Raw genomic sequence first — 25,309 nt, 5'->3', positions numbered from 1 at the left:
CGCAAGATATGAATGCGGAATGGACCTAAGCATTTGTAACCGGGTATTCGCGGCAACGCCCGGAAACGAAGCTGGTAACTTTCCCATTCATTAGCGCTCCACTCGTCGATGTGCACTCTTTCGCTGTCCGTTGCCCAAGCGCCCTCAACTGATACACCACTCGCGCCGGCCCCGGCCGATGCTGAGTTGGTGGTACAGTTGCAGCAAGGCAGCGAGGCGGCATTTCGCACTTTGGTAGAGCGGTACCAGAACCGGATTTACCGCACGGTATTGGCCCTGCTCCGCTCGCCGGAAGAAGCTGAAGACGTGGCGCAGGAAGTTTTCGTGGAAGTGTATCAGACCATTGGTCGATTTCGGGGAGAGGCGGCGCTGAGCACCTGGCTGTACCGGCTGGCTACCTCACGCGCCCTGAAGCACCGCCAGCGCGCCCGTGCCCGGAAGCGGTTTGCTTACCTGACCAGCTTGTTGGGCTTCGATAACCGCGTGCTGCACGAACTGCCCGATTACGCCCACCCGCAGGCGCATTTGGAAGAGCAACAGCAGGTTCAGTTGTTGCAAGCGTACTTGGCCCGCCTGCCCGATCAGCAGCAAGTAGCCTTCACGCTGCGCCACGAGCAGGAGCTCAGCTACGGGGAAATAGCCTCCGTGCTGCAAACCACCGTACCGGCCGTGGAATCACTGCTGTTTCGTGCCCGCCAAACGCTTCGCAAACATCTTCAATCCTCGCAACTCCATGGCTGATTTGCACTCGCGCCCCAACGCTGACCAGGAATGGGAAGACCTGCTACACCAGTGGCGGGCCCAATCAGATGCGCAACCCCGCCCTTTCTTTTACCAACGGGTGCGAGGCCGGCTCCTCAACCAAGTTGTGCCAAAATACTATATGCTGCCGGCTTGGCTGCGTTGGCCAACCTATGCGGCCGTGGCTTTAGCCTTGGTGCTGGCGCTAAGCGGCGACGGTACCACCCGGCAGACCCCACCTGCAACGCCCGCACCGGAGACCCCACAGCGGCTGGGCCGGCACGTGGCATGGCCGCTGCCCACCGCTGCTATAGACCAAGCCGCCTTCGCGCACCCGCTGCCGGAGCTTCCGCACCAACTATGCGGTAAGCCGAATGTCTGAGTACCTTTGAATTCTTCTCGTCTTTTCGACCTGCCTGCTGCTTATGCTCGCTTTTATCAATTGGGACGCATCGCCCATTCTGGCCGAGATTGGCCCGCTTACGCTGCGCTGGTACGGCCTGCTGTTTGCCTCGGGCTTTATCATCGGCTCGTTTATCCTGACGCACATCTACAAGTCCGAGCGCGTGTCGCCGCGTTGGGTCGATGTCATCACCATTTACATGCTGCTGGGCACGGTGCTGGGCGCCCGCCTGGGCCACGTCTTTTTCTACGATGCCGATTACTACCTCGCGCATCCGCTGGAGATTCTCAAAATCTGGGAAGGCGGCCTGGCCAGCCATGGCGCGACGCTGGGCATTTTGCTGGCGGTATGGCTGTTTGCACGCAACAACAAGTTTGACTACCTGTGGGTGCTTGACCGCATCGTGCTGGTGGTGGCTACCGGGGGCGCCTGCATCCGCCTGGGCAACCTGATGAACTCGGAAATCATCGGCCGCCAGACCGACGTACCGTGGGCGTTCAAGTTTGTGCGCTATAACGAGATTCACCACGAGATGACCAACATCCCGAACGAGCTGCGTCACCCCACGCAGATCTACGAGGCCTTGTTTTGCGTGGTGCTGTTTGTGCTGCTGTATTGGCTCTGGAACCGCTACAAAGAGCAAACGCCGCGCGGGCTGCTCTTCGGGTTGTTCGTGACGCTGCTCTTCACCTTCCGTTTCTTAGTAGAGTTCCTGAAGGAAAACCAGGAATCTTTTGAAGACCGCCTACCGCTGAACATGGGCCAGATTTTGAGCATTCCACTGATCCTCGTGGGACTGTGGGTACTGCTGCGTGCTGGCAAGTCGCCGAGCAACCCCTATGGTTATGCACCGCGTGACCTGGGCATGGAAGAAAATGCAGTGCCTACGAAAGCCAAAAAAGCGTAGCCTTTTTCTGCACCATCACCAACGGCTGGCTTCATTCATGAGGCCGGCCGTTTATTTTCAGACCGATGAAAAAGATCCTATTCGCTTTTTTACTGGGCGGACCTCTGTTAAGTCAGGCGCAGACGGTGGTGCCGCTGTACGGCCGGAAAGTACCCAACGCTCAACCCTGCGACGTGAAGGAAACCTCGCAGGAGGGCAACCGGGTAAGCGGGGTAACGGTGCCCACGCTCACGGTGTATCTGCCCGAGAAACCCGACTCAAGTCAGGCGGCAGTAATCATCTGCCCCGGTGGGGGCTATACCCGCCTGTCGATGAACAAGGAAGGGCACGAGGTAGCCCGGGCCCTCAACAAAGCCGGGGTGGCTGCTTTCGTGCTCAAGTACCGCCTGCCGCTCGAAGCCTGCATGACAAGTAAGGAAACGGTGCCGCTGCAGGACGCGGAGCAGGCCATCAAGCTAGTGCGCGACAACAGCCGGAAATGGAAAATCAATCCGAACTTGGTGGGGGTGCTGGGCTTTTCGGCCGGCGGGCACCTAGCTTCCTCACTCGGCACCAAGTTCGATCAGGTGCTCATCTCAAACCCCGAAAAGACCAGCCTGCGGCCCGACTTTCAAATTTTGGCTTATCCCGTCATCAGTTTCAGCGACAGCCTGACGCACCCTGGCTCGCGCGAGAGCCTACTGGGCAAAGCCCCCGCCGCGGCGCAGCTTGTCGCGTACTCCACCGACCGACAGGTAACCGCCCAGACGCCGCCCACTTTCCTCGTGCACGCTGCCGACGATAAGTCGGTGCCGCTCGGCAATACGCTGGCCTTCCTACAGGCCCTGCAACGCCACAAAGTACCTGCCGAAGTCTACATCAGCCAGCGCGGCGGCCACGGCTTCGGCCTGCGCACCACCACGGTGGGCCAAAATTGGATGGAACACGCCCTGAACTGGATGCGCAGCAACCGCTTTCTATCCAGTACCGCGCCGGTAGCCGCCGAAGTGACGCCGGAGGCCACAAAAAAAGCCCGCTGATGCAGCGGGCTTTTTTTGTGGCTTAAGTGAGAGCTAGATCGGAGAAGCCAGCCTGATGCTGTCATCTCGTTTCTCGCCTTTCACTTCTAGAAACGACGGTTGATGGCGTTCAAGTCGTCGAAGGCAATCTTCAGACGCTCTACGAAGGTCTTTTCGCCCTCGCGCAGCCAGTTGCGCGGGTCGTAGTACTTCTTGTTCGGCGAATCCTCGCCGGTAGGGTTGCCGATCTGGCTTTGCAGGTAGGCTTCGTTCTTCTTGTAGAAGTTCTTAATGCCGTCCCAGAACGCCCACTGCAGGTCGGTGTCGATGTTCATCTTGATGGCACCGTAGCTGATGGCTTCGCGGATTTCTTCCTGCGACGAGCCCGAACCACCGTGGAACACGAAGTTGATGGGCAGCTTGGCTTCCAAATTGAACTGCTGACGCACGTGCTCCTGCGAGTTTTTCAGGATGACGGGCTGCAGCTTCACGTTGCCAGGCTTGTACACGCCGTGCACGTTGCCGAAAGCAGCGGCAATGGTGAAGCGCGGGCTGATTTTTAGCAGCTCTTCGTAGGCGTAAGCCACTTCCGAAGGCTGGGTGTACAGCTTGCTGGAGTCTACGCCGGTGTTGTCGACGCCGTCTTCCTCGCCGCCGGTCACGCCCAGCTCGATTTCCAGCGTCATGCCCAGCTTGTCCATGCGGGCCAGGTACTCTTTGCAGATTTCGATGTTCTCCTCAATCGGCTCTTCCGACAGGTCGATCATGTGCGAGCTGAACAGTGGACGACCGTGCTGTGCGAAGTACTTCTCGCCGGCTTCCAGCAGGCCATCGATCCACGGCAATAGCTTTTTGGCGGCGTGGTCGGTGTGCAGAATCACGGGTACGTTGTAGAGCTCGGCCATCTGATGCACGTGCATGGCGCCCGATACGGCTCCGGCAATGCTGGCTTGCTGCTTATCGTTCGGCGCACCTTTGCCGGCGAAGAACTGAGCACCGCCGTTGGAGAACTGAATGATAACCGGCGAGTTTACGGCCGCGGCCGTTTCCAGCACCGCGTTTACCGTGTCGGTACCCGTCACATTGACGGCCGGCAGGGCAAAGCCTTGCTCTTTGGCGTATTCGAACAGCTGTTGAACCTCGTCGCCGTGCAGAACGCCGGCGCGCAGGGTGGTAACGGCAGTGTTACTCATAAGAAGAAGTGAAAAAAGAGTAAGGCAGCCCAGGCAGGCCGCAATGGCGTTTTCAAGCCAATATTAAGCAAAAAGTAGCCGGCGTTGGGCATCGGAATACCCTTGGCAAGGCGGGAAAAGCGTTCGGGCCTGAGCCTTAGCTGCCGAGTTCGTAGCGGTAGAGCGCGCCCTGCTCCGTGCTGATGAGCAGGGTGTCGTTGTCGATAAACACCACGCCTTCGGTTTGGCCGGCGCCGGGCAGCGCCACGGTGCGGGTTTTCACCTCGGTAAAATTGCTGCCCTCCACGGGCCCAATGAAGAACTGCTCCTTGCCCAGCAGCACCAGCTGCCGGCCGTCGGGGCTGATGGCTGCGTCGGTTACTTCGCCGGGCAGCTTCAGCTCGCCCAGCAGCTTGGCCGTTTGCTTGGTGGGGCCGTCGGCATCGAGCCGGTATACTTTACTGGTGCTCCGGTTTGCCCGGTCGCGGGTAAAGAGGTAAATATGACCTTGGTGCCAGATGCTGGCTTCCACGTCGAAATTGCGGTCGGCTTTCTTCGGCGGAAATTCCTGCTGGTCGGGATACGTGAACTGAATTTGTAGGATGTCGCCCGGATTCTTCGGGTTGAGGCGGTAAATGGCCAGGTCGCGGCGGTCGTTGTTGTTGTTGCCGGCATCGGCAATGTACAGGTTGCCCTGCGGGTCCTGCGACACCGATTCCCAGTCGCGCTGCTGAATGCCCGGCAGCTCTAGGCGCTTCACCAGCTTGCCATCCTGGCGCACTAGGAACAGCGACGGACCACCGCCGGGGCTGCGCGTGTCGCCGTGGGTGTAGAAGGTGCCGGCCTCGGCGCCGCGAGCCAGGCCCGAGCTTTCGGCTACTTCGGCGGGCATGGAGCCGACTTTGGTCAAGCCCGCAACGGGGTTGAAAAGCGTCGTCTTATCCTTCTTCTTTTTGTCTTTGTCCTTCTTGCCATTGCCGTCGCTTTGGGCTTCGCAAGCCGCGGAGCCGACCAGGACCATGCTCAACAGGCCTGCCAGTACTCGGTTCATCTGCATGAGGTCGATAATGCCGTGAAACAGTCCGGCCGCATAGGGGACCGGGTAAAGCATATGCTATACGCAAGCCCGACATCAAAGGACAAGATGAGGTGCTGAGTACGCTCAGCACCACGCGTATTACTTCTCCGGCACGGGGTCATACCCGAAGCCGCCCCAAGGGTGGCAGCGCCCGATACGGCGCAAGGCCAGCCAGCCGCCGCGCCAGGGGCCGTGCCGCCGAATGGCCTCGGTAGCGTAGGCCGAGCAGGTGGGCGTGTAGCGGCAGGTGGCCGGCTTCAGGGGCGAAATCAGGTGGCGATACACCCACACCAAAGCCAGGAAGAAGTGTTTGAACAGAGCGGCCACGGGCGGTGTTGAAAATACGCTGAGCAAAGGAGCCGAACGAGCGTTAGGGAAGCAACGCCGGGCTTTGTAAGTTTGTTCGGCGTTGCCCCGGCAATTTCCACTGTTTCTCTCACTTCATATTCCCCTCCGATGCTCAAACGTACCTGGCTGAAAGGCTTGTTGCTGGCGCTGTTGCTGCCGGCCGTAGCCCGCGCCGACGAAGGCATGTGGCTGCCGCTGCTCGTGAAGCGGCTCAATCATGCCGACATGCAGAAGAAAGGCCTCAAGCTCTCTGCCGAAGAAATCTACAACGTCAACAACGCCTCGCTCAAGGATGCCATCGTGCAGCTGGGTGGCTTCTGCACCGGCGAGTTCGTGTCGAAGCAAGGCCTGCTGCTGACCAACCATCACTGCGGCTACGACGCTATTCAAAGCCACAGCACCACTCAGAACAACATTCTGCAAAACGGCTTCTACGCCCAGACGCGCAACGAAGAAAAGGCCAACCCCGGCCTGTTCGTGGATATTCTGGTGCGTATGGAAGACGTGAGCGGCAAGGTGCTGGAAGGCATCACGCCCCAAACGCCCGAGGCCGAGCGCCAGCAGCTGGTGCAGAAGCGCCAGCGCGAACTAGCCGACGTGGCCAAAGAAAATGGCCAGTACGTGGCCTACGTGCGCGATATGTTTGCCGGCAACGAGTTCTACCTGTTCGTGTACCAGCGCTTCGGTGATGTGCGCCTCGTGGGCGCGCCAGCTGAGGCCGTGGGCAAGTTCGGCGGCGACACCGACAACTGGATGTGGCCCCGCCACACCGGCGACTTCTCGCTGTTTCGCGTGTACGCCTCTAAGGACAACAAGCCCACCAGCGGCTACGCGGCCGACAACGTGCCGTATATCCCGAAGCACCACCTGCCCGTGAGCCTGCAAGGTGTGAGCGAAGGTGACTTCTCGATGGTGTTCGGCTTTCCTGGCCGCACGCAGCGCTTCCTGCCCGCCGCCGGCCTGCAGATGACGCTGGATCAGAGCAATCCTGCCCGCATCAAGCTGCGCGACACCCGCCTGAAGCTGTGGAAAGAAGACGGCGACCAAGACCCCTCCGTGCGCCTAAAGTACGCTTCCAAATACGCTAGCATTGCCAACTACTGGAAGTACTTCATCGGTCAGAACGAGGGCATGAAGCGCCTCAAGACTGTGGATCAGAAAACCGCCGAAGAGCAGTCCCTGGCCCAGTGGATCAGTGCTGACCCCGCGCGCCAGCAGCAATACGGCGCGGTGCTTAACGACATCAACCAAGCCTACGCCGGCCTGCGCCAGTACAACCTGAGCTCGGTGTACATGAACGAAGCCGCCATGGGTACCGAAATCCTGGCCTTCGCCGCCCGCATGATGCCGCTGTATGAGTTGCTGAAAGCCGAAAGCCCAAACCAAGCGGCTATTGGCAAAGCCACTGCCGATCTGAAAGAGCCGGTGGAAGAGCACTTCAAGGACTACAATGCCCCAACCGACAAGAAGGTGTTTGCGGCCCTGATGCAGCTGTACTACAACGATATTCCGAAGGAGCAGCAGCCCGAGATTTTCCGCACCGTGGAAAAGCAGTACGGCGGCTCCATGCAGAAGTACGCCGACGAGGTGTTTAGCAAGTCGCTGCTGACTTCGAAGCAGAAGACCGAGCAGTTCTTGGCCAAGCCTACGCTGCCGCAGCTGGAAAATGATCCGGCCTTCCGCATGATCAACAGTCTCTACAAGAACTACCGCGAAACCATCCTGCCCAAAATGCAGGCCCAGCAGGCCAGCCTGGTGCGCGCCAATCGCCTATACGTAGCGGCTCTGCGCGAGAAAAACGCCAACAAGGTGTACTCGCCCGACGCCAACTCCACCATCCGCCTGAGCTACGGCTCGGTACGCGCCTACAAAGGCCGCGACGCGGTGAGCTACAGCCACTTTACCACGGCCCAGGGTATTCTGGAAAAGGAAGACCAAACCAACCCCGAGTTTGTGGTACCGCAGAAGCAGATTGAGCTGCTGAAGGCTAAGGACTATGGCCGCTTTGCCGATAAAGACGGTTCGCTGCGCGTGGGCTTCATCACCGACAACGACATCACCGGCGGCAACTCCGGCTCCCCGGTCATCAACGGCCGCGGCGAACTGATCGGCCTGGCTTTCGATGGCAACTGGGAAGCTATGACCGGCGACCTGGCCTACGACCCCGACCTTAAGCGCTGCATCAATGCCGACATCCGCTACGTGCTCTGGTGCGTGGAGAATCTGGGCGGCGCTAAGCACTTGGTTGATGAAATGACTATCGTGAACAATGGCCCGAACCCCGGCGCGGGTGCAGTTGCAGCCGATGGCAAAGCCACCAAGGTGAAGGTGAAAACCAAAAACAAGAACAAGAAGGGCGAAGCGGCTACGCTGTAAGAGTCCGACTTCTTGAAGCTGAAAAGCCCCGGTGCCATATGGTGCCGGGGCTTTTTTGTTGATGCAGAATCACCGGATGCATGTAGAAGCAAGAGTGGGTTTGGTATGCAATCAGTTGAAATGCGAGTTGACAGAAACGACTGAAAAGCACATCAATGCTCAAGGGGAAGTGGTTGCCCTTGACACAAGAATTGGTGTTTTCTACTGCGACTCAACTACCCGTTATGGTTTGTGGATGCTCGACCAATGCCCAGTAGCTATGCAAGGATGCTAACGGTAAAATATTAGGCGAGCATTTGAGCAGGTAATCCGTTGCCTCTCAACTAACTTGCGGAGCTTATTCCGCGCCTATGCTTAAACATTACGCTGCACTAGGATTATTCTTTTTAACACTTAATCTGGCCTACGCCCAAGGCCACGGCCCGGGCGTGCGCGGCGGCCGCGCGGCGGCGCTCGGAAATGCTTCCGTCACCCTAAGCGACATATGGGCCATCGGCAACAACGTGGCCGGGCTGGGCCAACTCACGCGGCCCGAAGCGGGCGTGTACGCCGACAACCGGTTTTTAATTAAAGAACTAAACAACGCAGCCCTGGCGGTGGCTGTGCCGCTGGGGCGCCAGCCCGAAGGCGCTAGCAGCACCGCGGCCCGCCACGGCGTGGTAGGAGTGGAACTGCAGCGGTTCGGTGGCTCGCTCTACAGCGAACAGCGCATAGGGGTAGGTTACGGTTACCGTTTGGGGCTGATTAGCATTGGGGCCCGGGCCGATGTGCTTCAGGTCAGCATCGAAGGCTTGGGCAGCCGCCGCACGGTGGCGGCTTCATTAGGCGGACAGGCCGAAGTGATACCCCAGAAGCTCACTTTTGGCGCGTACCTCTACAACCTGAACCAGGCCCGGCTGGCTGACTACCGCGATGAGCGGGTGCCCACGGTTCTGAAAGCGGGCCTGAGCTACCAGCCGAGCACCAAGGTGCTGCTGCTGGTCGAAACCGAAAAAGACGTGGATCAGGGCGCTGATTTCAAGGCCGGCGTGGAATACCAAGTAATTGAGGCCCTCACTGTGCGGGCCGGCGTAGCCACGCTTACCGAGCAGGTCAACGGTGGCTTTGGTTTTCGCTTTGGTCGCCTGCGCCTCGATTACGCCGCTGGCTGGCACAATGCCTTGGGCCTGAGCCAGCACCTAAGTGTCAACCTGCGTATCGAGCCCAAGCCATGAGCCTACCCCGCATGGTACCGCCCGTGGCGCAGTTGTGGCGCAAGGGCTGGGGACTGGGCACGCTGACGGCTGCATTGCTGCTGGCCGGGCAAGCTCGCGCGCAGGTGCAGGATTACCCGCGCCAGCGCCCCGATCTGGACCGCCTGCTGCAGGAGCTTTTTGCCGAGCCGCAAAGCGACGAGGTGCCCTACGAAGACCTCTACGAAACGCTGCTGCAGTATCTCCAAACGCCGCTGAACCTGAACACCAGCAGCCGCGAAGAATTGGGCAGCCTGCTGCTGCTTTCGGAACCACAAATCACTGCCCTGCTGGAGCATCGGCAGCAGCACGGCGCGCTGCTGAGTCTGTATGAGCTGCAAAGCATTCGGGGCTTTGATGTGCGTACCATTTACCGCGTGGCACCCTTCGTGAGTGTGGGCGAACTGAACGCCAATGCCGCCCGCGGTCCGCTGTGGCAGCGCATCTGGCACGAAGACAACAACGCACTGTTCTTGCGATACGAGCGGGTGCTGCAGCAGCGCCGCGGTTACACTGCGCCCGCCATCAACAGCAATGGCTCCGTGTCGAGCCGTTACCTGGGCTCACCCGACAAGATGCTCGTGCGTTTCCGCACCAGCCACGCCCGCGACTTCAGCATCGGGTTCGCGGCGGAGAAAGATGCCGGCGAACAGTTCACCTGGGACCCCAGCACCCGACGTTACGGCTTTGACTACTACTCGGCACATTTCGGCCTGTTTGAGCGTGGGCGGCTGAAGTCGCTCGTGGTGGGCGACTATCAGCTGCAGTTTGGCCAAGGGCTGCTGCTTTCCTCCGGCCTGCAGGTTGGCAAAGGCGCCGAAACGATAACCACCCTGCGCCGCAGCAATGTGGGCGTACGGCCGTATTCTTCGGTGCTCGAAACCGCTTTCTTCCGCGGCGCGGCGGCCACCGTAGCACTTTCGCCCGCGCTGCGCCTGACAGGATTTGCTTCGGCCAAGCGCATCGATGCCACCTTGCGCGCCACCGAGGCCGACTCGCTGCGCGATGCCGAAGACTTTGCGTCGGGCCTCATCATTACTGGTTTTCACCGGACACCATCGGAGCTTAACAACCGCAAGAGCTTACGGGAAATAGTGACCGGCGGCAACCTGACTTTCGCACCCGCAGGCGGTCGGCTGAACCTGGGCCTCACAGCCGTGAATACTCAATTTGATAAGCCGCTGCAGCGCCGCGAAGAACCTTATAACCTGTATGAGTTTGGGGGGCAGCAAAACCTGGCGGTGGGTGCCAACTACAGCTACGGCTGGCGTAACGTAAGTCTGTTTGGCGAAACGGCCCGCAGCAGCAGCGGAGGGTTGGGCACCGTAAATGGCTTGCTAGCCAGCCTTGGTGCTGATGTGGATGTGTCGGCGCTGTACCGCCACTACCAGCGCAATTTTCACACGCTTTACGGCAACGCGCTGGGTGAGAATACCCGCAACATCAATGAAAACGGCTTGTATCTGGGCCTGAAAATCAGGCCCGTCAGCCGCTGGGAGCTGTCGGCCTATTACGACCAGTTCAGCTTCCCGTGGCTGCGCTATCAGGCCGGCGGCCCGTCGCGCGGCTACGACTGGCTGCTGCGGGTGGGCTACTCGCCCTCCAAAACCAGCCACATCTACGCCCAGGTGCGTACCCGCGTCAAGGAGTACGATGCCGATGGCAGCACCCGACCCATGCCGGAACTGGTGCCCACGCAGCGCCGGTCCCTGCTGTTGTTCTACGATACCAGCCCGACCCCGGCCCTCAGCCTGCGCACCCGTGTGCAGGGCACGCGTTACCGTGAAGACTTGGGACCGGTGCGGACTGGCTACGTACTAGCCCAGGATATCACCGTACATCCGCTCCAGCGCCTGCGCCTGACCGGCCGCTACGCCCTGTTTGACACCGACGATTACGACACGCGCCAGTATGTGTATGAGCAGGATGTGCTCTACGCCTTCTCTATCCCAGCCTTGTACGGCCGCGGCACCCGCTCTTACGTGCTGGCCGAGTACAAAGTCAACCGCCACCTGACGCTGTGGGTCCGCTATGCCACCACCCGTTTCCGCGACCAGAAAACCGTCGGATCGGGCCTGGAGGAAATTCAAGGACCGCAGCGTTCCGACGTGAAAGTGCAGTTGCGGGTGGCGCTGTAAAGGCCGTAAAGTGGAGACCAAATCGAGCGCCTTCGTTACCCTACCCGGTTCGACCATTAAATTAAACAGTCCAAAAGAACCGGCCTGTCAAGGCTGTTGCGCTTTGGGCGGAGCACTAATACATCGTCTTGCCCGACATGAGAGGCTAAAGAATTGTTTAACCGTCCTCAGCACAGCTTGACGAGAAGAACCGGGTTTTAGCTCGACAACCGACAACAAAAAAGGCTGCCTTCCGACGAAGGCAGCCTTTTTTGTGGCAATGCGAATCAGCTTACAGCTTCATCAGCTTTTCTACCGCCGAGCCACCACCGGGCAGGTCGAGGTGCAGCTGGTAAACGCCGCGGCTGAGCTTGCTCAGGTCGAGCGAATGGCGCAGCAGGCCGTTGCCTTTGCTTACTTCTTGCGTCAGGACCACGCGGCCTACGGCGTCGGTTACGCGCACTTGTAGCGTGCCGCGCTGGGCGTTGTCCACATTTAGCTCAAACTGGCCGTTGCTGGGGTTCGGGAATACCGATACACCCTGCAGCTGCTGGGCGGCGCGGTTGCTCAAGGCGTCCTGCACCGAGCATACTTCCAGGCTCCAGCTGTTGAGCGTACCACCGTTGCCGGGCGCAATGTCCTGCACCAGCAGCGTCCACTGGCCGTCGGCGTTCAGGCCGCGGAAGTTGGAGAGCGGGTTCACCGGACGGAAAGTGCCGGTAGCCGGGCAGGTTACGGCCGTAGCAGCGGCGTCGTCGAAGCTGGCGTTCAGGTTAGCCGAGCCGGCGCAGGGCACTGACGTCAAGGTAATGCGGCGACCCGTCGGGCCGAGCAGGGCCACGATTACTTCACCCATGTCCGGGTGCGTAATGTTGAGGTTGCGCACACGCAGATCCGCAATCGGACCCGCACCCGTGATGTTCAGCGTCGAGAGAATGATTTCCGAGGCGCTGGTGCCGATGGTGAGCGGCACGTTGCTGGAAGCGAAGGTGGAGCACACCTGACGGCCTACGTGGAACTGCTCGGTATTGGCCCAAGGACCGGTACCGCAGTCGGCAACGCCGCGTACGCGCCAGAAATAGCGGCCGTTTTGCGTCAGTGCCGTGGTAGCCGTGAAGGAGTTGTTCGTCAAACCAGTCTGGCTAATGACCAGGTTGGTGAAAGCGTTGTCGGTAGCTACCTGCAGCTCATAAGACGTAACGCCGGTAATGGCAGCCCACTGGAAAGTGGGCAGCGGCAGCGCACGCAGCGTGTTGGGCGCGGGCGCCTGCAGCACCGGAGCCGGCGCCGCATTGCGAATTACCACCGTGATGGGCTGGGTTTCCTGCTGCGAGCCATTGGTGCCTACGATGTTCACGGTGAAGGTGCCGGAAGGTGCAGCGGCCGTGGAAGTCAGCGTGAAGTTGGCAGCCGAGCCGGCGGCTACGGGGTTGCTGGCAAAGTTGACCGAAACACCAGCGGGCAGGCCAGTAGCCGACAGCGTTACCTGGCCGGTGAAGCCCAGCAACTGGCCGACGCTTACGTTACAGGTAGCCGAGCTGCCGGGGCAGAACGAAGGGGCCGTATTGGCGCAGTCGCTCGACAGGTAGAAGCCCGGTGCGGTGGGTACTTGCAGCGTGAAGTTGGCGTTCGAAATATCAAAGAAGATGTTACCCGAAGCCTTGATCTTGATGCGGGCCTGGGTGGTGGAAGGCACCGTAGAAGGTACTGTCACTTGCTCCGAACCATCGTTGGGCGTGTTGGCCAGCAGAGTGTAAGGGAAAGTCTGACCACCATCTACTGAGAGCATGATGTCCACGTTGGCAGCGTTGATGGGCGCGGCCGTGGTACCGGCTACGTCCCAGGTTACTTGCTGGGGCACCGTAGCGCGCCACGTCACTGCCGTGTTGGGAGCGGTTACCACAAACGGACCAGCCGCGGCCACTACCGGTACGGATACGGTGTCGTAAGCCGCACCGCCGCCACCCACGCGGTTGTCGCGGGCTGTGAGGCGGAAGTTCAGGCGGCGGCCGTACGACGGCAGGATCTCACCAATGGTGGAGTTGTTGTTGAGGATATTGACCAGGCGCGGGAAGGTGCGGCTGGGGCTCGTGGTAGGGCTGAATGAGCGGAAGATCGGCGCATCGCCCGTAGGCTGTAGCGGGCTGCCTTCCGGACCCAGGTCGTACTGCTCCCAAGAGAAGGTGACGGCATCACCGTCAGCGTCCGAACCCGTGCCGGTCAGTTCAAACGGCGTACCACGCGGAATTACGTAGCGCGGACCAGCATCAACAGTCGGGGGAGTATTGTTGGTGGGAGTAGACACGGCGCAGGCGCCGTTGCCGTTGACGTGATTCAGAATCTCGTCGTAGCTGTGGGTGTGGAAGTACGCATCGGACTGGGGCTGCAGGTTCTGGGAACCACAGATACCAGCGTAAGCCATAATGGTCGAGCCCGAGCCGGGCTCGTAGGCGGCCGTGGAGCGACGCGTACCGGGCGCGCAGCTGCTGGCGTTAAATGTATGGTTGCCGCCGAACTGGTGACCTATTTCGTGGGCTACGTAATCGATGTCGAAGGCATCACCCGTGGGGTTGGGCAAGCCGGTGGAGCCGCGGGCCTTGTTGTTGGCTACGCATACTACACCCAAACCGGCAATACCACCATCAGCAGTGTTGAAGATGTGGCCGATGTCGTAGTTGGCCGCCCCGATGCGCTGATCGGTCACCGTTTGGTTGGTGTTCAGCGTAGCGCCGTTGCTGAGGTTGGTGTAAGGGTCGGTGGCGGGGTCGAGGAAGATCAGCTGGTCGGTATTCGCAATCAGCTGAAAACGAATGGCTACTTCCTTCTCGTACACCCCCGAAACGCGGTTGATCGAGGACACAATACCCGCCAGCGCGCCAGCAGTGGTACCGCCTTTGGTGGCTGCGTACTCACCCGTGCAGGACATGGCCAGGCGGAAGGTGCGAAGCTGGGTGCCATTGGGGCGGGCAGCAGTGGCTGCTTGCATCGGTGCCAGGCGCTGGCCGACCGAAGGAGTTTCGGTATAGCAAGCCGCATTCACCAGGTTGGCGCGGTTGATGTCGCGCTTATAAAACACGAGGTGGTCAACGGCGTTGGCTGTCGGGTCAACATAAACAATGTTGTCGGCCGACATGATCATGGCGTGCAGGCCAGCGGGCGACAAATCCAGGTAGGCAATAGCCGTGGGGTCGTCGATGCCTTGCGCAGCGTAGGTTTTGATCATCGGGTAACGAGCCGCCAACTGCGGGTGCATCACCTGCGTTTCCACTACGCGGAAGCGGCCGGAAGTGCCGTCGGGCAGCGGCAACGATACCACGGTGTTGGAGCGGCGGGCACCAGCGCCCGTTTCGCTGGGAGCTTGGGCCAGCGCAGCGCGCAGGTTGTTAGCCTGAATGCTAACGATGCGGTACCGGTCGAGCGCCTGGGTGGAGCGGCGAGCGGCCGCGGGCAGTTGGTCAGCTTTGGCGTCGGACCAGAGCACCCGCTGGGCCGAAGCACCAAACGGGGCAGCCACGCCGGCCGCCAGCAACCCGCCCAACAGAGCGCCACGCAGCGTGGCGCTAGTCGGAGTAAAAATTGTGCGCATAGGCAACATTTAGAGGTGGGGGTATTGAGAAAAGAGAAAAATCGAAGAAAGCGGGCCTAAGATAAGATTTTTACCTCTCAGCCCGAAGCATTTGCAGGAACTTTACCGCTCCGGCGGCGCCTCGGTCCACTGCTTGCTGCCCGGCGGCAAACTAGCCTTGTTGAAGCAGATATAATGTTGGGTGTCGCCTTTGCGGAACGGCTCCACGAAGTAGGTGCTGCCATAGCCAATCATCTGGATGCGCAGGCCTGCCGGCGTCATTTCCATGCGCAGATCAGCGGTGGGCTCGGCGGCGTCTTGCCCAGCGAAAGTTTGGATACTGGGGTATTTGGCTGCCAATGCCGGGTGCATCACTGCGGTACGGCGCACCTTAAACTGGCGCCTGGAGCCATCGGGGAGGGGTATGCTAAAAAGCGAAGCCGCCGAGCCTTCCGAGGGCACCTGCTGTAAATAGCGGCGAGTGGCGGCCAAGTCTAGTTTCAGAACTTGATACTGACGCGGCTGAATTCGGGGTTTACCCAATTGCCGCTGAGCAGAGGCGGCCACGGGTTTCCAGAAATCTGAGGCGGCAGGCAGCTGCGGAGCCATGGTGGTAAGCAGCATCAGCAAAGGAACAACCATGGAGAGTGCAGTAAGTAGTTGGCATCGTGTAGCACCCGAAGCAACTGAATAAAGATAAGGTACCTGCTTATAACCCAGCCCAAAAGCAAATTAATAGAAACAGCTACTGCGGTTGAGGTTGCTTCGGCTGCGTTACTGCTGATTAATCAGCTGCTTAAAAAACGTTGCTGTATGCCGAAAAATCAGGAAGCCCCTCGGGAGGAGCTTCCTGGTGCGGGTAGCAGAAAAGTATGAGGCCGGCTTGGTTTATAGTTCCGGCCGCACAAACACGAGCTGGGCCCGATCGGCCTTGCTGATGCGCTGCCGGAAATCTTCGTAGGCCTCGTACTGGGTGGCCTCAAAGCGGCCCGCTGGCATCTGCAGAAAGCGAATGTATTGAACGGTGCCATCAGCCAGCACCTTCAGCTGCGTCTCGTAGGTGCCAAAAGCCGTGCGCAACTGCACCGGCACTGGCACCGATTCTGGTTTGTAGCCTGTCGGGACTTTAAACCGGATGGTATCGGCATCGATAAAGGCGGTAGTAAGCTCTAGCGCCGACTGTCGCGCACCTACACGGGGGGGCGGGGCGGGAAGGCGGTTCATCAGATTCGGAGTAAGGAACAGGCGCCGACCCGTGAGGGAGGCGTAGCTCGGCAAAGCCAACGTCAGGCGTTCGGCCACGGCGGGCACGGAGCCGCGGTGGTCGGCTTGCCAGGAGCTCTGTTCGATGGTGACGGCCGGCAGCCCAAGACGGTTGTAAGCGCGTTTGCGCTGTTCATCCGGCGAAAGCGCACTCATCAGTTGAGAAAGGTCGTCTTGCTGCAGGCCAGTGGAAGTGGTGTGCACCGTAGCGCGGCCGAAGCCTTTCTCATCGATCAAGACCTCGGCCCGGCGGTGCTGGCGGTTGGCCGTGGCACCGTAGGATGGCGTGCGCACCAGCTTGCCTCCCTGGGGGGTGAGCAACAAGGCGTGGCGGCTGCCGGTAAAGCTGCCTACGTAGTTGAAAGCCTCGCTTTGGGAAGTGCATTCCAGCCATACCGTATCCTGTCTCAGGGGCACGCACAGGATTACGTGGTTGAACTGATTGCTAGGAAACGCGTTTCGCACGGCTGAGCGGCGCTGCCCAGCCCCTACCAAGGCCCAGTAGCTTTCCACTCCTGCGGCCTTGAGCATAGCCATACAGTAGTTCGACAGGGCTTTGCAGTCGCCGTAACCGCTGTTGGCTACGGTACTGGCCGGAAATGTTTGCCAGCCACCAATGCCCAATTGCACTGAAATGTACCGGGTAGAGTTTTGCAGGTATTCGTACACCTTCCGCACGCGTTGCTTCGGGTCGCTGATGCCCTTTACCAACGCGGCAATTTTCTCCTGTACCTCCGGGGAAAGCTCCGCCCGGCCTTGGTTGAGCTCGTATTCCCACTGTCCGAAGCCGCGCCAGGACGTCATATCACCGCGGCGGCCCTGCACCTCAAACGCTGTGGGGGCAGTGTACACGGTGGGCACCTGCTCGGCCAGCGCCGGGCTATAAGGTTCGCGTTCTAGTGCGGCCTGGTTGGTCAGCTGCCACACATAAGTCAGCTGGGTGCCTTGTTGGCTTTGGGCTACGGCGCTGCCAGCAGGCAGGCGCTCTTCCAGGTAGCGCAGCGGTAGATCGGCTGGCGTGACCACGCGCAACGTGGCGTGCTGCAGGCTTAGGTTTTCTTCATCCTGCGGTTGCCAAGCCGGAAAGTTGAGCGTGTTATCGGACGTGACTTCGTATTCAAATTCGGCTGTGTACGGGTAACGTGACTGGCGCAGGTCGCCCACGCGTACGCGGTTGTCCTCGTACAGGCTTGCATTGCTGACGGCACTATAATCCTTGATGTCGGCGGCACGCAACGTCCGCACCTGGCGGCCATCGGTGTCGTATAGGGCTCCGCGCAGGTAGTTTATCTGCGTGAGCTTGTCATAGAACACAATGGCGCGGCCCCAGTTGTCGCCCTGCTCATCCAGCACCGTCACTACGCGGTGCACGGTGTACACCATGCGTCCCGCCGACTTCACCGTCATGATATCGTCCTGCTGGCGAATGACGGCGTGGGCGTTTTCGCGCAGATTGGCAGGAATGGCACTTACCGGCCACTGCGCGGGGCTGCCACCGGCCAGCGCCACTAGTGGGCCACAGGCCAGTGCAGCCGCTAGCAGCCAGCTCCGCCGTATTAGCTTAAATCCCGTCATGGCGAATTAGGATTTGCGCTTCAGAACTATCTTCTCCGCCTGCTTGGCTAGCGCCTGCTCGTAGAAGGCGCGCAAGGCTGCGTATTCCTCCGCGTAGTACACAGGCCGGTTAAGAATCATGCGACTCATGATCTGGAGGTTGGAGCCGATGGGAGTGATGCTGAACAGGAAGCGGCCAGCACCTTCCGGCATGCTCAGGACTATGTTCTTGGGCATCTCTTCCACCGCGAAATTAGCCGGCAGGGTGAGGGTCAGCATGTTGGTTTCCTCCAGCTGAGCGCCCAGGTCCACGGGAAAGCGGCGGTCGGGTCGCTTGAAGGGGTTCGTCTGGTCACCGAGGTGCTGCAGCGGTGCCAGATAAATGGTGCTCAACGGCTGATCCGATTCACTGGGAATACGTACTTCCATATCCACGGCCAGCGGCTTGCTGAGCGCATCGGTGTTCAGGAAGCTGTAGCGGTCAATTTTCCAGCTGGCTAAGTCTTTCAACAGGGCTTCCACATACTTTTTCTCGCCTTTTTCGCGCAGAGAGTTGCGCTCATGCACGCCCAAGTAGCCGCTGTGTTCGTCGCGTACTTTGCCCGTGATGTTGCCGCGCTCGTCCAAGGTCAGCTGAGCCGAACGGTAATGCACATAGCGGTGGGGCGAGCGAAGCGGTATCCAAGCCCCTTCGTTTTCGCTCTTGATCAAGCGACCCTGGCCGCTCAAACAACGCTCTGGCAGCATTCCGAAAGGCGCCATGGGCTCGGTGGCGTCGGCCAGTACCTGCTGGCTGTCGGCCAGCTGCACGTGAGCCACTACGTAGTTGAAGCGGGAAAGCAGCGGGAACGTCGTGTCAACGCGGCCGTGGGTGCGCGTGCTCAGGATAACCGGGTTGGCTTTCAAGCCGGCGTCGCGTAGCAGGGCGATGAGCAGTAGGTTGATGTCGGCGGTGTTGCCGCTGTGCTGCTCCCACGCTTTGCGCACGCCTGCGCTGGCCAGCAGGGAGTTGTTGTCGTTGCTCTTTACATTGGTTCGCACCAGCTCGTGCACAGCGGCGGCGCGGTCGGCGGGGTTGGAGTGCTTGGCTACGATGGCGGCAATCTCGTTTTTGAGAAAGCCGCCCTTGCGCAGCTGCAGCCCGAAATTGTCCAGATTCAGCAGCTCTCCTTGAATCTTCTCCCAGCTGTTGCTCACACTTTCATAGCCCCGGTTGGGCCACTTGAAGCCCACCAACTGAAAGTCGATGCGCGCTACATAATCGCGTGGGGTGGTCATGTAAGGCTCCTGCAGCATGGCTGGTACATTCTTCATGGCCCAGCGAAAATCCTGGAGCGTTGGGGTAATGGTTTCGGACCCGCCGGGCACCCGTTGGGTTCCAAAGCCATTCCCCGTATAGCCGCCTGCGTACCGCAGCGTGAACTGCCCAGCGCTTGTGTTTCGCTCGCTGACCACGAGCGGCTCGTAACCCTGCGACACCATTTTGTAGTCGAAGTACTCCGGAATGTGCGCCCGGAATTCGCTCCACCGTACCGGGATGCTCTGCTGAAACTGCCAGTCCTGAAAATTGAACAGAAACTCGGAGCTGATCGTGTATGAAAACTCAATCACCGACCCTTCGCGTACGTTGGGCATGGTGAACTTGCGCACCGTGTGGTTGGCATCAAGTTGTTCGGAGAAGATGGAGGAGCTTTCGAGCTTGCTCTTCTCTATCTCGCCTTTCGGGCCAGGATTGTAGGTCATCCCTTTCAGATTGACCATTTTTTCCTCATTACCGCCTTTTCGGTAAAGCGGCACCGACACAGTAGCCCAGTCGTAACCGCTTTTCTTGAGAATCTTGATGCGGGTGACGCGGTCGAACACAATGCGCCATTCACCATCCGCATTGAGGTCAAAGCGGGAGTTGCCGTAGTCGCACAGCACCACAGCTTCGGCCGCACTGTCGGCCACAAAAGCGGCTTTATCGAAATCTTTTGGATCGATTTTGCCAAACTTGATCGGATCGGCTTGCCCGAGGGCAGGGACATAAGTCACGCCACCGAGTAAAGCGGCCACTGCCAAGCTTCGGAGTAAAGCGTGTTGCATAGGGTATGGAAAAAAGAGAATGATGAAGCGAGAGAAGTGTGCTAGCGGGTGCGGCGTAGCACCAGCTGTTCGGCATGCTTGGCCAAGGAGCGGGTATATAGCTCGCGAAGTGCGGCGTATTCACTGGGTTTGTATTCCGCCTTGTTGAGTTGCAAACGGCTGGTTAGCTGCAGGGTACCGCCCTCTAGCTGCGCCTGATAGCTGAAGCGACCGGCGCTGTTGGGCAACTCGAGCACGGCTTTGGCCGGAAGCTCCTCCACGGCGTATTCAGCGGGCAGCTTCACTTGCACGGTGGTAATGTATTCGCGCCCCATACCAAAATCCACCGGGTAGGTGCGTTCATCCGATTGGAAAGGGTTGTAGCCATCGGTGAACAGCTGCATCAGAGGTAAGTACAGATGCGGCGCAGGCGTTTCGGGACCTGGTACTGTAATCTTTTGTTCGGTCAGCAAGGAAGCGGCCCGCTGCTCAGCCCGCTGCACAGTTACCGATGTAAATTGCCATTGAGGGTGTAGTGCCCGCACCGATGCCAAATAGGCTTTTTCTCCTATTTCGGCCAGCTTGGTTCGCTCCGCTACACCGGCGTAGCCGGCATACTCTTGCTGCACTTGACCTTGCAACTGCCCCATGGCATCCATGGCCAGTCGCACAGTGGTCAGGCGCGTAAATTTCTGCTTTGGCGCGAGTGAAACCCACTTTACGCCCGGTGCCACTACCAGCCCCTGACCGTTGAGGCAACGCTCAGGTAGGACACCAGGCTCCAGCAGCGGTTCAGTAGCATCTATGAGCAGCGGCGCCTGCTCGGGTAGGGTCACAACGGCCACCACATAGTTGAACTGGCTTATCAAGGGCACCTCCGTCTGAATGCGGCCGTGGTTACGGGTGCTCACCAGCACTGGCTGCGCATCTAAGCCAGCGTCGCGGAGGGTGCGCACCAGTAGCAGGTTTATTTCAGCGGAGTTGCCCTGCTGTTTGTCCAGCACGCGGCGCAAAGGAGAAGCCGCCCAAAGACGGTTTTCGCCGTTGTAGCGCACCGCTTCCTGAACCATGGCTACGGCCGCTGCCACCCGAGCGGCAGGAGCGGGGTAACGTGCTACCAAGCCCTCGGCGCTGGCGGAGAGTGGAGAGCGGCTGGTAAGCCAGCTGCCGAAGTCCTCGTTCTTCAACAGGTCCGAGTTGATTTTTTCCCAAGTGGACGTGATTTGCTGAGGCCGCTTCGGGTCGAATTGAATCTTGTCCAGCTCAAAGTCCAGCGCGGCTAGGTAGTCGCGCTTGGTAGTCATGAACGGCTCCTCGCGGAAGGCCGGTACGCGCTGCATCACCCACCGGCTGCTCAGGGCGCTGCCCGTAATATGAGCCGAGTTGGCGCTGCTGGTAATCAGCGAAGCGCCGTAGCTATCCTTCGTTGTAGCGCGGTACACCGTGGTGTAAGGCACTATGTGGCGGTTTTGCGCAGCGTAAGGCAAGTAGCCATGCGGAATTTCCTTGTAGAAAAGAAAGCCCGGAATTACGGCGCGGTACTCGCTCCACTCCACCGGCACGTCCTGCTGAAACTGCCAGTCCTGCAGGTTGAACAGAAAATCTGATTTGATAGTGTACGCGTATTCGACAATGGAGCCTTCCCGTACGCTGGGCATGGTGAACTTGCGCAACGTGTGACGTTTGTCAAGCTCTTCCTTGAAGATGGCATCGTCGTTTAGCTTCTGCTTTTCCACCCGGCCGTCTACTAGGTTGTAAGTAAAACCGCGCAGGTTGAGAAGCTTCTCCTCGTTGCCCTCTTGGTGGTAGAGTGGCACCGTTACGGTCGCTTTATCATAGCCGGCTTTAGTAAGGATAAGTATGCGGGTGATGCGCTCGAATACTACCTGAAAGCCATCCTGTACACCTACAATGCGGGAGGTACCGTAGTCGCACAGCACTATGGCCGGCGCCTCTTCCGCGCCTTTATACTTGGACTTATCGAAAGCCTGTGCTTCCAGCTTGCCAAATTTGATAGGCTCTTCTTGTGCCCAGGCCGTAACGGCTACCGGCCACAGCAATAGGCTGAGCAGTCCAACTCGGAGTAATGTTGAAAGCATATAGCGCGATAAAATCCTTCCGAAACGCGCCACTAAGGATAGATTTATAGTAACATGGTTTCGGTAGCCTAAAAGTACTATGCCAAGGGCATATGACTATAAAGTGGAATATAGTTTTGTTCATGCAAAGCCAACAATAGTACGCTGTCTGCCTTAGCTACCCATGCGAGTGCAGCTACTCAGCGCAAACAAACCTAACCATCAGCCCCGTACTACTTGCTCCTTAGGCTGGCGAAACAAGTACACCAAGGCTGCCAGCACACACGCCGCACTCATACCGTGTACCAGCGGCAAGCGGGCCGGCTCGTTGGCATATATCCAGCCCGCCAGCAAGGCGCCGAGGCCAATGCCGATTTCGAGGAAGATGTACATGGTAGCTACTGCCCGACCGCGGCGGTTTGGGTCGCTCAGGTCAATGGTCCAGGCGTAGAGCGTGGGCGAGTTCAGGCCGGCGGCCAAGCCAAACAGTACCGCCGAGCTCAGGAAGAGTAGCTTGTCGTGGGCCAACACCAACGTAACCAGGGAGACCAGCAGCAGCAGCGTGGAAGCCCGTAATACCGGCACGCGACCGTAGCGGTCGGAGGCCCGGCCAGCAATCAGGCGCACCACCAGGGAGGCCAAAGTGTAGCAGGTGAAAAACAGTCCTTTGTTGTCGATGCCGAGCGTGCGGCTCTGGTCGGGAATGACGGTGAGCATCACGCCGTAAGGAAATAAGCACAGCATCGTGACCAGGGAAGGCACCATCACCTGCGGCTCTAGTATTTCGTTCCATTGCAGCTTGAGCAAGCCCCAGCGAAACTTCTCGCGCTGGGCCCGGGGCAGCGTTTCCGTCATGGTGCCTTGCACCAGCACCGAGAGCAGCGCCGCGCCGGAGGACGTGTAAAACAGCGTATTGAGCGAGAAATACTGCGTTAGGAGTCCGCCGATGGCCGGACCGGCCGCCATGCCCAGCGAACCAGCCACGCCCAGCATGCCCATGGCCTCGCCGCGACGTTCCAGCGGCACGATATCGGCAATAAACGCCGCCGTGCCGGTAGGCTTAAAGCCCGTGCTGAAGCCGTGCAGCAAGCGCAGCAGCAAAAAGCCCGCTACCGTGGTAGCCCACACGTAAAAGAAGCCGCAGATAAAGCACACCAGCGAGCCGACGACCATCACCGGAATGCGCCCCACGGTATCGGCCAGCTTGCCGCTGAATGGCCGCGAAAAGCCGGCCGTAAGGGTAAAAAGCGCAATGATGAAGCCCTTGTACTCGCCGCCGCCGAGCCGGGTGAGGTGGTCGGGCAGCTCCGGGATAAGCAGGTTGAAGGACAGAAAAAACAAAAACGAGCTAAGGCACATCAGCCAGAAGCCGGCTGTGTAAACCCGGGCGGGGGAGGAGTGCATAAGGCAGCAGTACGCGGGTGGCCGGGCAAAGGTACGTTGCTACCGAAGCCTATTCTGCCAAAACGGCCGACCAGCAACTCTGGCTTGGCGTATGTGTAGCCCATAACCCTATGAGTTTCTGGACTAATCTTTTCGCTCGGATTTCCGCCAAGCGGCCACGCCCTGACGGTAAGCCCGCTCTGACGCTGCGTGAGCGGGTGTCGGCGCTGCGCAATATTCCAGCATTTATGCGGCTGGTGTGGCAAACCAGCCCGCGCTTGTTTCTGCTCAATGCAGTACTCCGTCTGATGCGGGCGGCTTTGCCGCTGGCTATGCTGTATGTAGGCCGGCTGATTCTGGACGAAGTCATTGCCCTGAATGCGTCCCCCATCCAAGACGGACCGCTGCTGCTCTGGCCCGTGTCGGGACTGGTGGCATTGGAGTTGGGTCTCGCCATTCTGTCCGATGCGCTAGGCCGGGCCGTGGCTTTGCTCGATAGCCTGCTGGGTGACCTGCTGGCCAATCATTCCTCGGTGCGCCTGATGGAGCACGCCGCCACCCTCGACCTCGACCAATTCGAAGACGCCAATTTCTACGACAAGCTGGAGCGCGCCCGGCGGCAGACGCTGTCGCGCACCATGCTCATGTCACAGCTATTGGGGCAGGCGCAGGACCTGATTACCATGGTGTTTTTAGCCGCCGGTTTGGTGGTGTACAATCCCTGGTTGCTGCTGTTGCTCGGCGTAGCCGTGGTGCCGGCTTTTCTGGGCGAGTCGCACTTCAATGAGCGCAGCTATTCGCTGGTTCATGGCTGGACGCCTGAGCGCCGCGAACTGGACTATCTACGCCAGACCGGCGCCTCCGACGATACGGCCAAGGAGGTGAAAATTTTCGGCTTGTCGGGCTTCCTCATCGACCGTTTTCGAACGCTGTCGATGGAGTTTTACCACAAAAACAAGTCCCTGGCCGTGCGCCGCGCCAGTTGGGGTACGGTCTTCGCGGCTATCGGCACCTTGGGCTACTACGGCGCATATGTGTACCTGCTTAGCCAGGCTGTATCTGGACGAATAACGGTGGGTCACCTCACGTTTCTGGCGGGTTCCTTTGCGCGGCTGCGCAGCTTGCTGGAAGGTGTGCTAAGTCGCTTTAGCAGCATGGCCGAAGGGGCGCTTTACCTGCAGGATTTTTTTGACTTCTTCCGCATCGAGCCCCGCATTGTGCGCGACGAAACCAAACCCTACCGGCCGTTTCCGCGACCTGTGCAGCAGGGCTTTACCTTCGAAAATGTGGGTTTCAGCTACCGCAACGCCGAGAAGTGGGCCCTGCGCAACCTCAACTTTACCTTGCAAGCCGGCGAAAAACTGGCCCTGGTGGGCGAAAACGGCGCCGGCAAGACCACGCTCGTCAAGCTGCTGGCCCGCCTCTACGACCCCACGGAGGGCCGCATCCTACTCGACGGCTACGACCTACGCGAGTACGATCCGGCCGAGTTGCGCCAGGAAATCGGCGTCATCTTCCAAGACTTCGTGCGCTTTCAGCTGCCGGCCGGTCAGAACATTGCGGTCGGCCGCATCGACGACCGGCAAAACCAGCCACGCATTGAAGACGCCGCCAGTCGCAGCCTCGCCGATACCGTCATCAGCAAGCTGCCCGGTGGTTATGAGCAGATGATTGGGCGGCGCTTTGCGGGCGGCGTGGATTTGAGCGGAGGTGAATGGCAGAAGATTGCCTTGGGGCGTGCTTACATGCGTGATGCCCAGTTGCTCATCCTCGACGAGCCCACCGCCGCCCTTGATGCCCGCGCTGAGCACGAAGTGTTCCTGCGCTTTGCCGAACTCACCCGTGGCAAGACCGCCGTGCTTATTTCGCACCGTTTCAGCACCGTGCGCATGGCTGACCGTATCCTCGTCATTGAACACGGGCAATTCGTGGAAATTGGCTCTCATCAAGAGTTGCTGGCCCGCGGCGGCCGCTACGCCGAGCTGTTCAAGCTGCAGGCGGCGGGGTATCAGTAAGGTTATGTCTGATAA

Annotated in this window: 17 protein-coding genes; 8 read left to right on the top strand and 9 right to left on the bottom strand. The window is 59.5% G+C overall.

Going from position 1 to position 25,309, the window contains the following annotated elements; genetic code table 11:
- Positions 1–108: 108 nt before the first annotated feature.
- The 4 genes from AC5FXY_RS20425 to AC5FXY_RS20410 all read left to right on the top strand — a co-directional run bounded on the left by AC5FXY_RS20425 (position 109) and on the right by AC5FXY_RS20410 (position 3,070).
- Positions 109–741: an RNA polymerase sigma factor gene (locus tag AC5FXY_RS20425; RefSeq protein ID WP_493558577.1), complete on the top strand. Its 633-nt coding sequence runs from the start codon at positions 109–111 to the stop codon at positions 739–741.
- Entirely contained in the window at positions 734–1,123 is a 390-nt protein-coding gene (locus AC5FXY_RS20420; RefSeq protein ID WP_493558576.1) for a hypothetical protein, read from the top strand. The genes AC5FXY_RS20425 and AC5FXY_RS20420 overlap by 8 nt, the downstream gene beginning before the upstream one ends.
- A 43-nt stretch (positions 1,124–1,166) precedes the next feature.
- Positions 1,167–2,051: a prolipoprotein diacylglyceryl transferase gene (lgt, locus tag AC5FXY_RS20415; protein ID WP_493558575.1), complete on the top strand. Its 885-nt coding sequence runs from the start codon at positions 1,167–1,169 to the stop codon at positions 2,049–2,051.
- 65 nt (positions 2,052–2,116) lie between these two features.
- The gene (locus AC5FXY_RS20410) at positions 2,117–3,070 is read left to right on the top strand and encodes an alpha/beta hydrolase (RefSeq protein WP_493558574.1); all 954 of its coding nucleotides are present in this window, start codon (positions 2,117–2,119) and stop codon (positions 3,068–3,070) included.
- An 86-nt stretch (positions 3,071–3,156) separates the two neighbouring features.
- Here AC5FXY_RS20410 and fbaA read toward each other — a convergent pair whose 3' ends face one another.
- The 3 genes from fbaA to yidD all read right to left on the bottom strand — a co-directional run bounded on the left by fbaA (position 3,157) and on the right by yidD (position 5,626).
- Complete coding sequence (gene fbaA, locus AC5FXY_RS20405) at positions 3,157–4,242, bottom strand: class II fructose-bisphosphate aldolase (protein ID WP_493558573.1); 1,086 nt, start codon at positions 4,240–4,242, stop codon at positions 3,157–3,159.
- 136 nt (positions 4,243–4,378) lie between these two features.
- On the bottom strand, positions 4,379–5,332 hold the full coding sequence (locus tag AC5FXY_RS20400) for an NHL repeat-containing protein (protein WP_493558572.1): 954 nt from the start codon (positions 5,330–5,332) through the stop codon (positions 4,379–4,381).
- A 66-nt stretch (positions 5,333–5,398) separates the two neighbouring features.
- On the bottom strand, positions 5,399–5,626 hold the full coding sequence (gene yidD, locus AC5FXY_RS20395) for a membrane protein insertion efficiency factor YidD (RefSeq protein ID WP_264690585.1): 228 nt from the start codon (positions 5,624–5,626) through the stop codon (positions 5,399–5,401).
- Positions 5,627–5,755: 129 nt separating this feature from the next.
- Here yidD and AC5FXY_RS20390 point away from each other — a divergent pair, with 129 nt between their 5' ends.
- From AC5FXY_RS20390 to AC5FXY_RS20380, 3 genes are all read left to right on the top strand, one after another.
- Positions 5,756–8,023, top strand: coding sequence for a S46 family peptidase (locus AC5FXY_RS20390; protein WP_493558571.1), 2,268 nt, complete (start codon positions 5,756–5,758; stop codon positions 8,021–8,023).
- Positions 8,024–8,373: 350 nt separating this feature from the next.
- The gene (locus tag AC5FXY_RS20385; RefSeq protein ID WP_493558570.1) at positions 8,374–9,237 is read left to right on the top strand and encodes a hypothetical protein; all 864 of its coding nucleotides are present in this window, start codon (positions 8,374–8,376) and stop codon (positions 9,235–9,237) included.
- Complete coding sequence (locus AC5FXY_RS20380) at positions 9,234–11,393, top strand: hypothetical protein (RefSeq protein ID WP_493558569.1); 2,160 nt, start codon at positions 9,234–9,236, stop codon at positions 11,391–11,393. The genes AC5FXY_RS20385 and AC5FXY_RS20380 overlap by 4 nt, the downstream gene beginning before the upstream one ends.
- Positions 11,394–11,664: 271 nt before the next feature.
- Here the strand turns inward: AC5FXY_RS20380 and AC5FXY_RS20375 are convergent, their stop codons facing one another.
- From AC5FXY_RS20375 to AC5FXY_RS20350, 6 genes are all read right to left on the bottom strand, one after another.
- Complete coding sequence (locus tag AC5FXY_RS20375; protein ID WP_493558568.1) at positions 11,665–14,958, bottom strand: reprolysin-like metallopeptidase; 3,294 nt, start codon at positions 14,956–14,958, stop codon at positions 11,665–11,667.
- A gap of 102 nt (positions 14,959–15,060) precedes the next feature.
- Entirely contained in the window at positions 15,061–15,579 is a 519-nt protein-coding gene (locus AC5FXY_RS20370) for a hypothetical protein (protein ID WP_493558567.1), read from the bottom strand.
- 246 nt (positions 15,580–15,825) lie between these two features.
- Complete coding sequence (locus AC5FXY_RS20365) at positions 15,826–17,775, bottom strand: DUF3857 domain-containing transglutaminase family protein (RefSeq protein ID WP_493558566.1); 1,950 nt, start codon at positions 17,773–17,775, stop codon at positions 15,826–15,828.
- Between the two features lie 6 nt (positions 17,776–17,781).
- Entirely contained in the window at positions 17,782–19,839 is a 2,058-nt protein-coding gene (locus AC5FXY_RS20360; RefSeq protein ID WP_493558565.1) for a DUF3858 domain-containing protein, read from the bottom strand.
- Positions 19,840–19,880: 41 nt separating this feature from the next.
- Positions 19,881–21,917 carry a DUF3858 domain-containing protein gene (locus AC5FXY_RS20355; protein ID WP_493558564.1) on the bottom strand — a complete coding sequence of 679 codons (2,037 nt, stop codon included), beginning with the start codon at positions 21,915–21,917 and terminating at the stop codon, positions 19,881–19,883.
- Between the two features lie 201 nt (positions 21,918–22,118).
- A complete protein-coding gene (locus AC5FXY_RS20350; RefSeq protein ID WP_493558563.1) occupies positions 22,119–23,300 on the bottom strand; it encodes an MFS transporter in 1,182 nt (393 codons plus the stop codon).
- 110 nt (positions 23,301–23,410) lie between these two features.
- Here AC5FXY_RS20350 and AC5FXY_RS20345 point away from each other — a divergent pair, with 110 nt between their 5' ends.
- The gene (locus AC5FXY_RS20345) at positions 23,411–25,294 is read left to right on the top strand and encodes an ABC transporter ATP-binding protein (protein WP_493558562.1); all 1,884 of its coding nucleotides are present in this window, start codon (positions 23,411–23,413) and stop codon (positions 25,292–25,294) included.
- The last annotated feature ends 15 nt before the right edge of the window (positions 25,295–25,309 follow it).

This window comes from Hymenobacter sp. FMD4 (assembly GCF_058932745.1).
Note: the sequence above shows the minus strand (reverse complement) of the source record. Positions and strands in the feature narration are given on the sequence as shown.

Excerpts from the sequence above, each read along its gene's own strand:
- AC5FXY_RS20350 (WP_493558563.1), bottom strand. The coding sequence starts at position 23,300 with ATGCACTCCTCCCCCGCCCGGGTTTACACAGCCGGCTTCTGGCTGATG.
- AC5FXY_RS20355 (WP_493558564.1), bottom strand. The coding sequence starts at position 21,917 with ATGCTTTCAACATTACTCCGAGTTGGACTGCTCAGCCTATTGCTGTGG.
- AC5FXY_RS20420 (WP_493558576.1), top strand. The coding sequence starts at position 734 with ATGGCTGATTTGCACTCGCGCCCCAACGCTGACCAGGAATGGGAAGAC.
- AC5FXY_RS20360 (WP_493558565.1), bottom strand. The coding sequence starts at position 19,839 with ATGCAACACGCTTTACTCCGAAGCTTGGCAGTGGCCGCTTTACTCGGT.
- AC5FXY_RS20380 (WP_493558569.1), top strand. The coding sequence starts at position 9,234 with ATGAGCCTACCCCGCATGGTACCGCCCGTGGCGCAGTTGTGGCGCAAG.
- lgt (WP_493558575.1), top strand. The coding sequence starts at position 1,167 with ATGCTCGCTTTTATCAATTGGGACGCATCGCCCATTCTGGCCGAGATT.
- AC5FXY_RS20365 (WP_493558566.1), bottom strand. The coding sequence starts at position 17,775 with ATGACGGGATTTAAGCTAATACGGCGGAGCTGGCTGCTAGCGGCTGCA.
- AC5FXY_RS20410 (WP_493558574.1), top strand. The coding sequence starts at position 2,117 with ATGAAAAAGATCCTATTCGCTTTTTTACTGGGCGGACCTCTGTTAAGT.
- AC5FXY_RS20400 (WP_493558572.1), bottom strand. The coding sequence starts at position 5,332 with ATGCTTTACCCGGTCCCCTATGCGGCCGGACTGTTTCACGGCATTATC.
- AC5FXY_RS20390 (WP_493558571.1), top strand. The coding sequence starts at position 5,756 with ATGCTCAAACGTACCTGGCTGAAAGGCTTGTTGCTGGCGCTGTTGCTG.
- AC5FXY_RS20425 (WP_493558577.1), top strand. The coding sequence starts at position 109 with ATGTGCACTCTTTCGCTGTCCGTTGCCCAAGCGCCCTCAACTGATACA.
- AC5FXY_RS20345 (WP_493558562.1), top strand. The coding sequence starts at position 23,411 with ATGAGTTTCTGGACTAATCTTTTCGCTCGGATTTCCGCCAAGCGGCCA.
- AC5FXY_RS20385 (WP_493558570.1), top strand. The coding sequence starts at position 8,374 with ATGCTTAAACATTACGCTGCACTAGGATTATTCTTTTTAACACTTAAT.
- AC5FXY_RS20370 (WP_493558567.1), bottom strand. The coding sequence starts at position 15,579 with ATGGTTGTTCCTTTGCTGATGCTGCTTACCACCATGGCTCCGCAGCTG.
- AC5FXY_RS20375 (WP_493558568.1), bottom strand. The coding sequence starts at position 14,958 with ATGCGCACAATTTTTACTCCGACTAGCGCCACGCTGCGTGGCGCTCTG.
- fbaA (WP_493558573.1), bottom strand. The coding sequence starts at position 4,242 with ATGAGTAACACTGCCGTTACCACCCTGCGCGCCGGCGTTCTGCACGGC.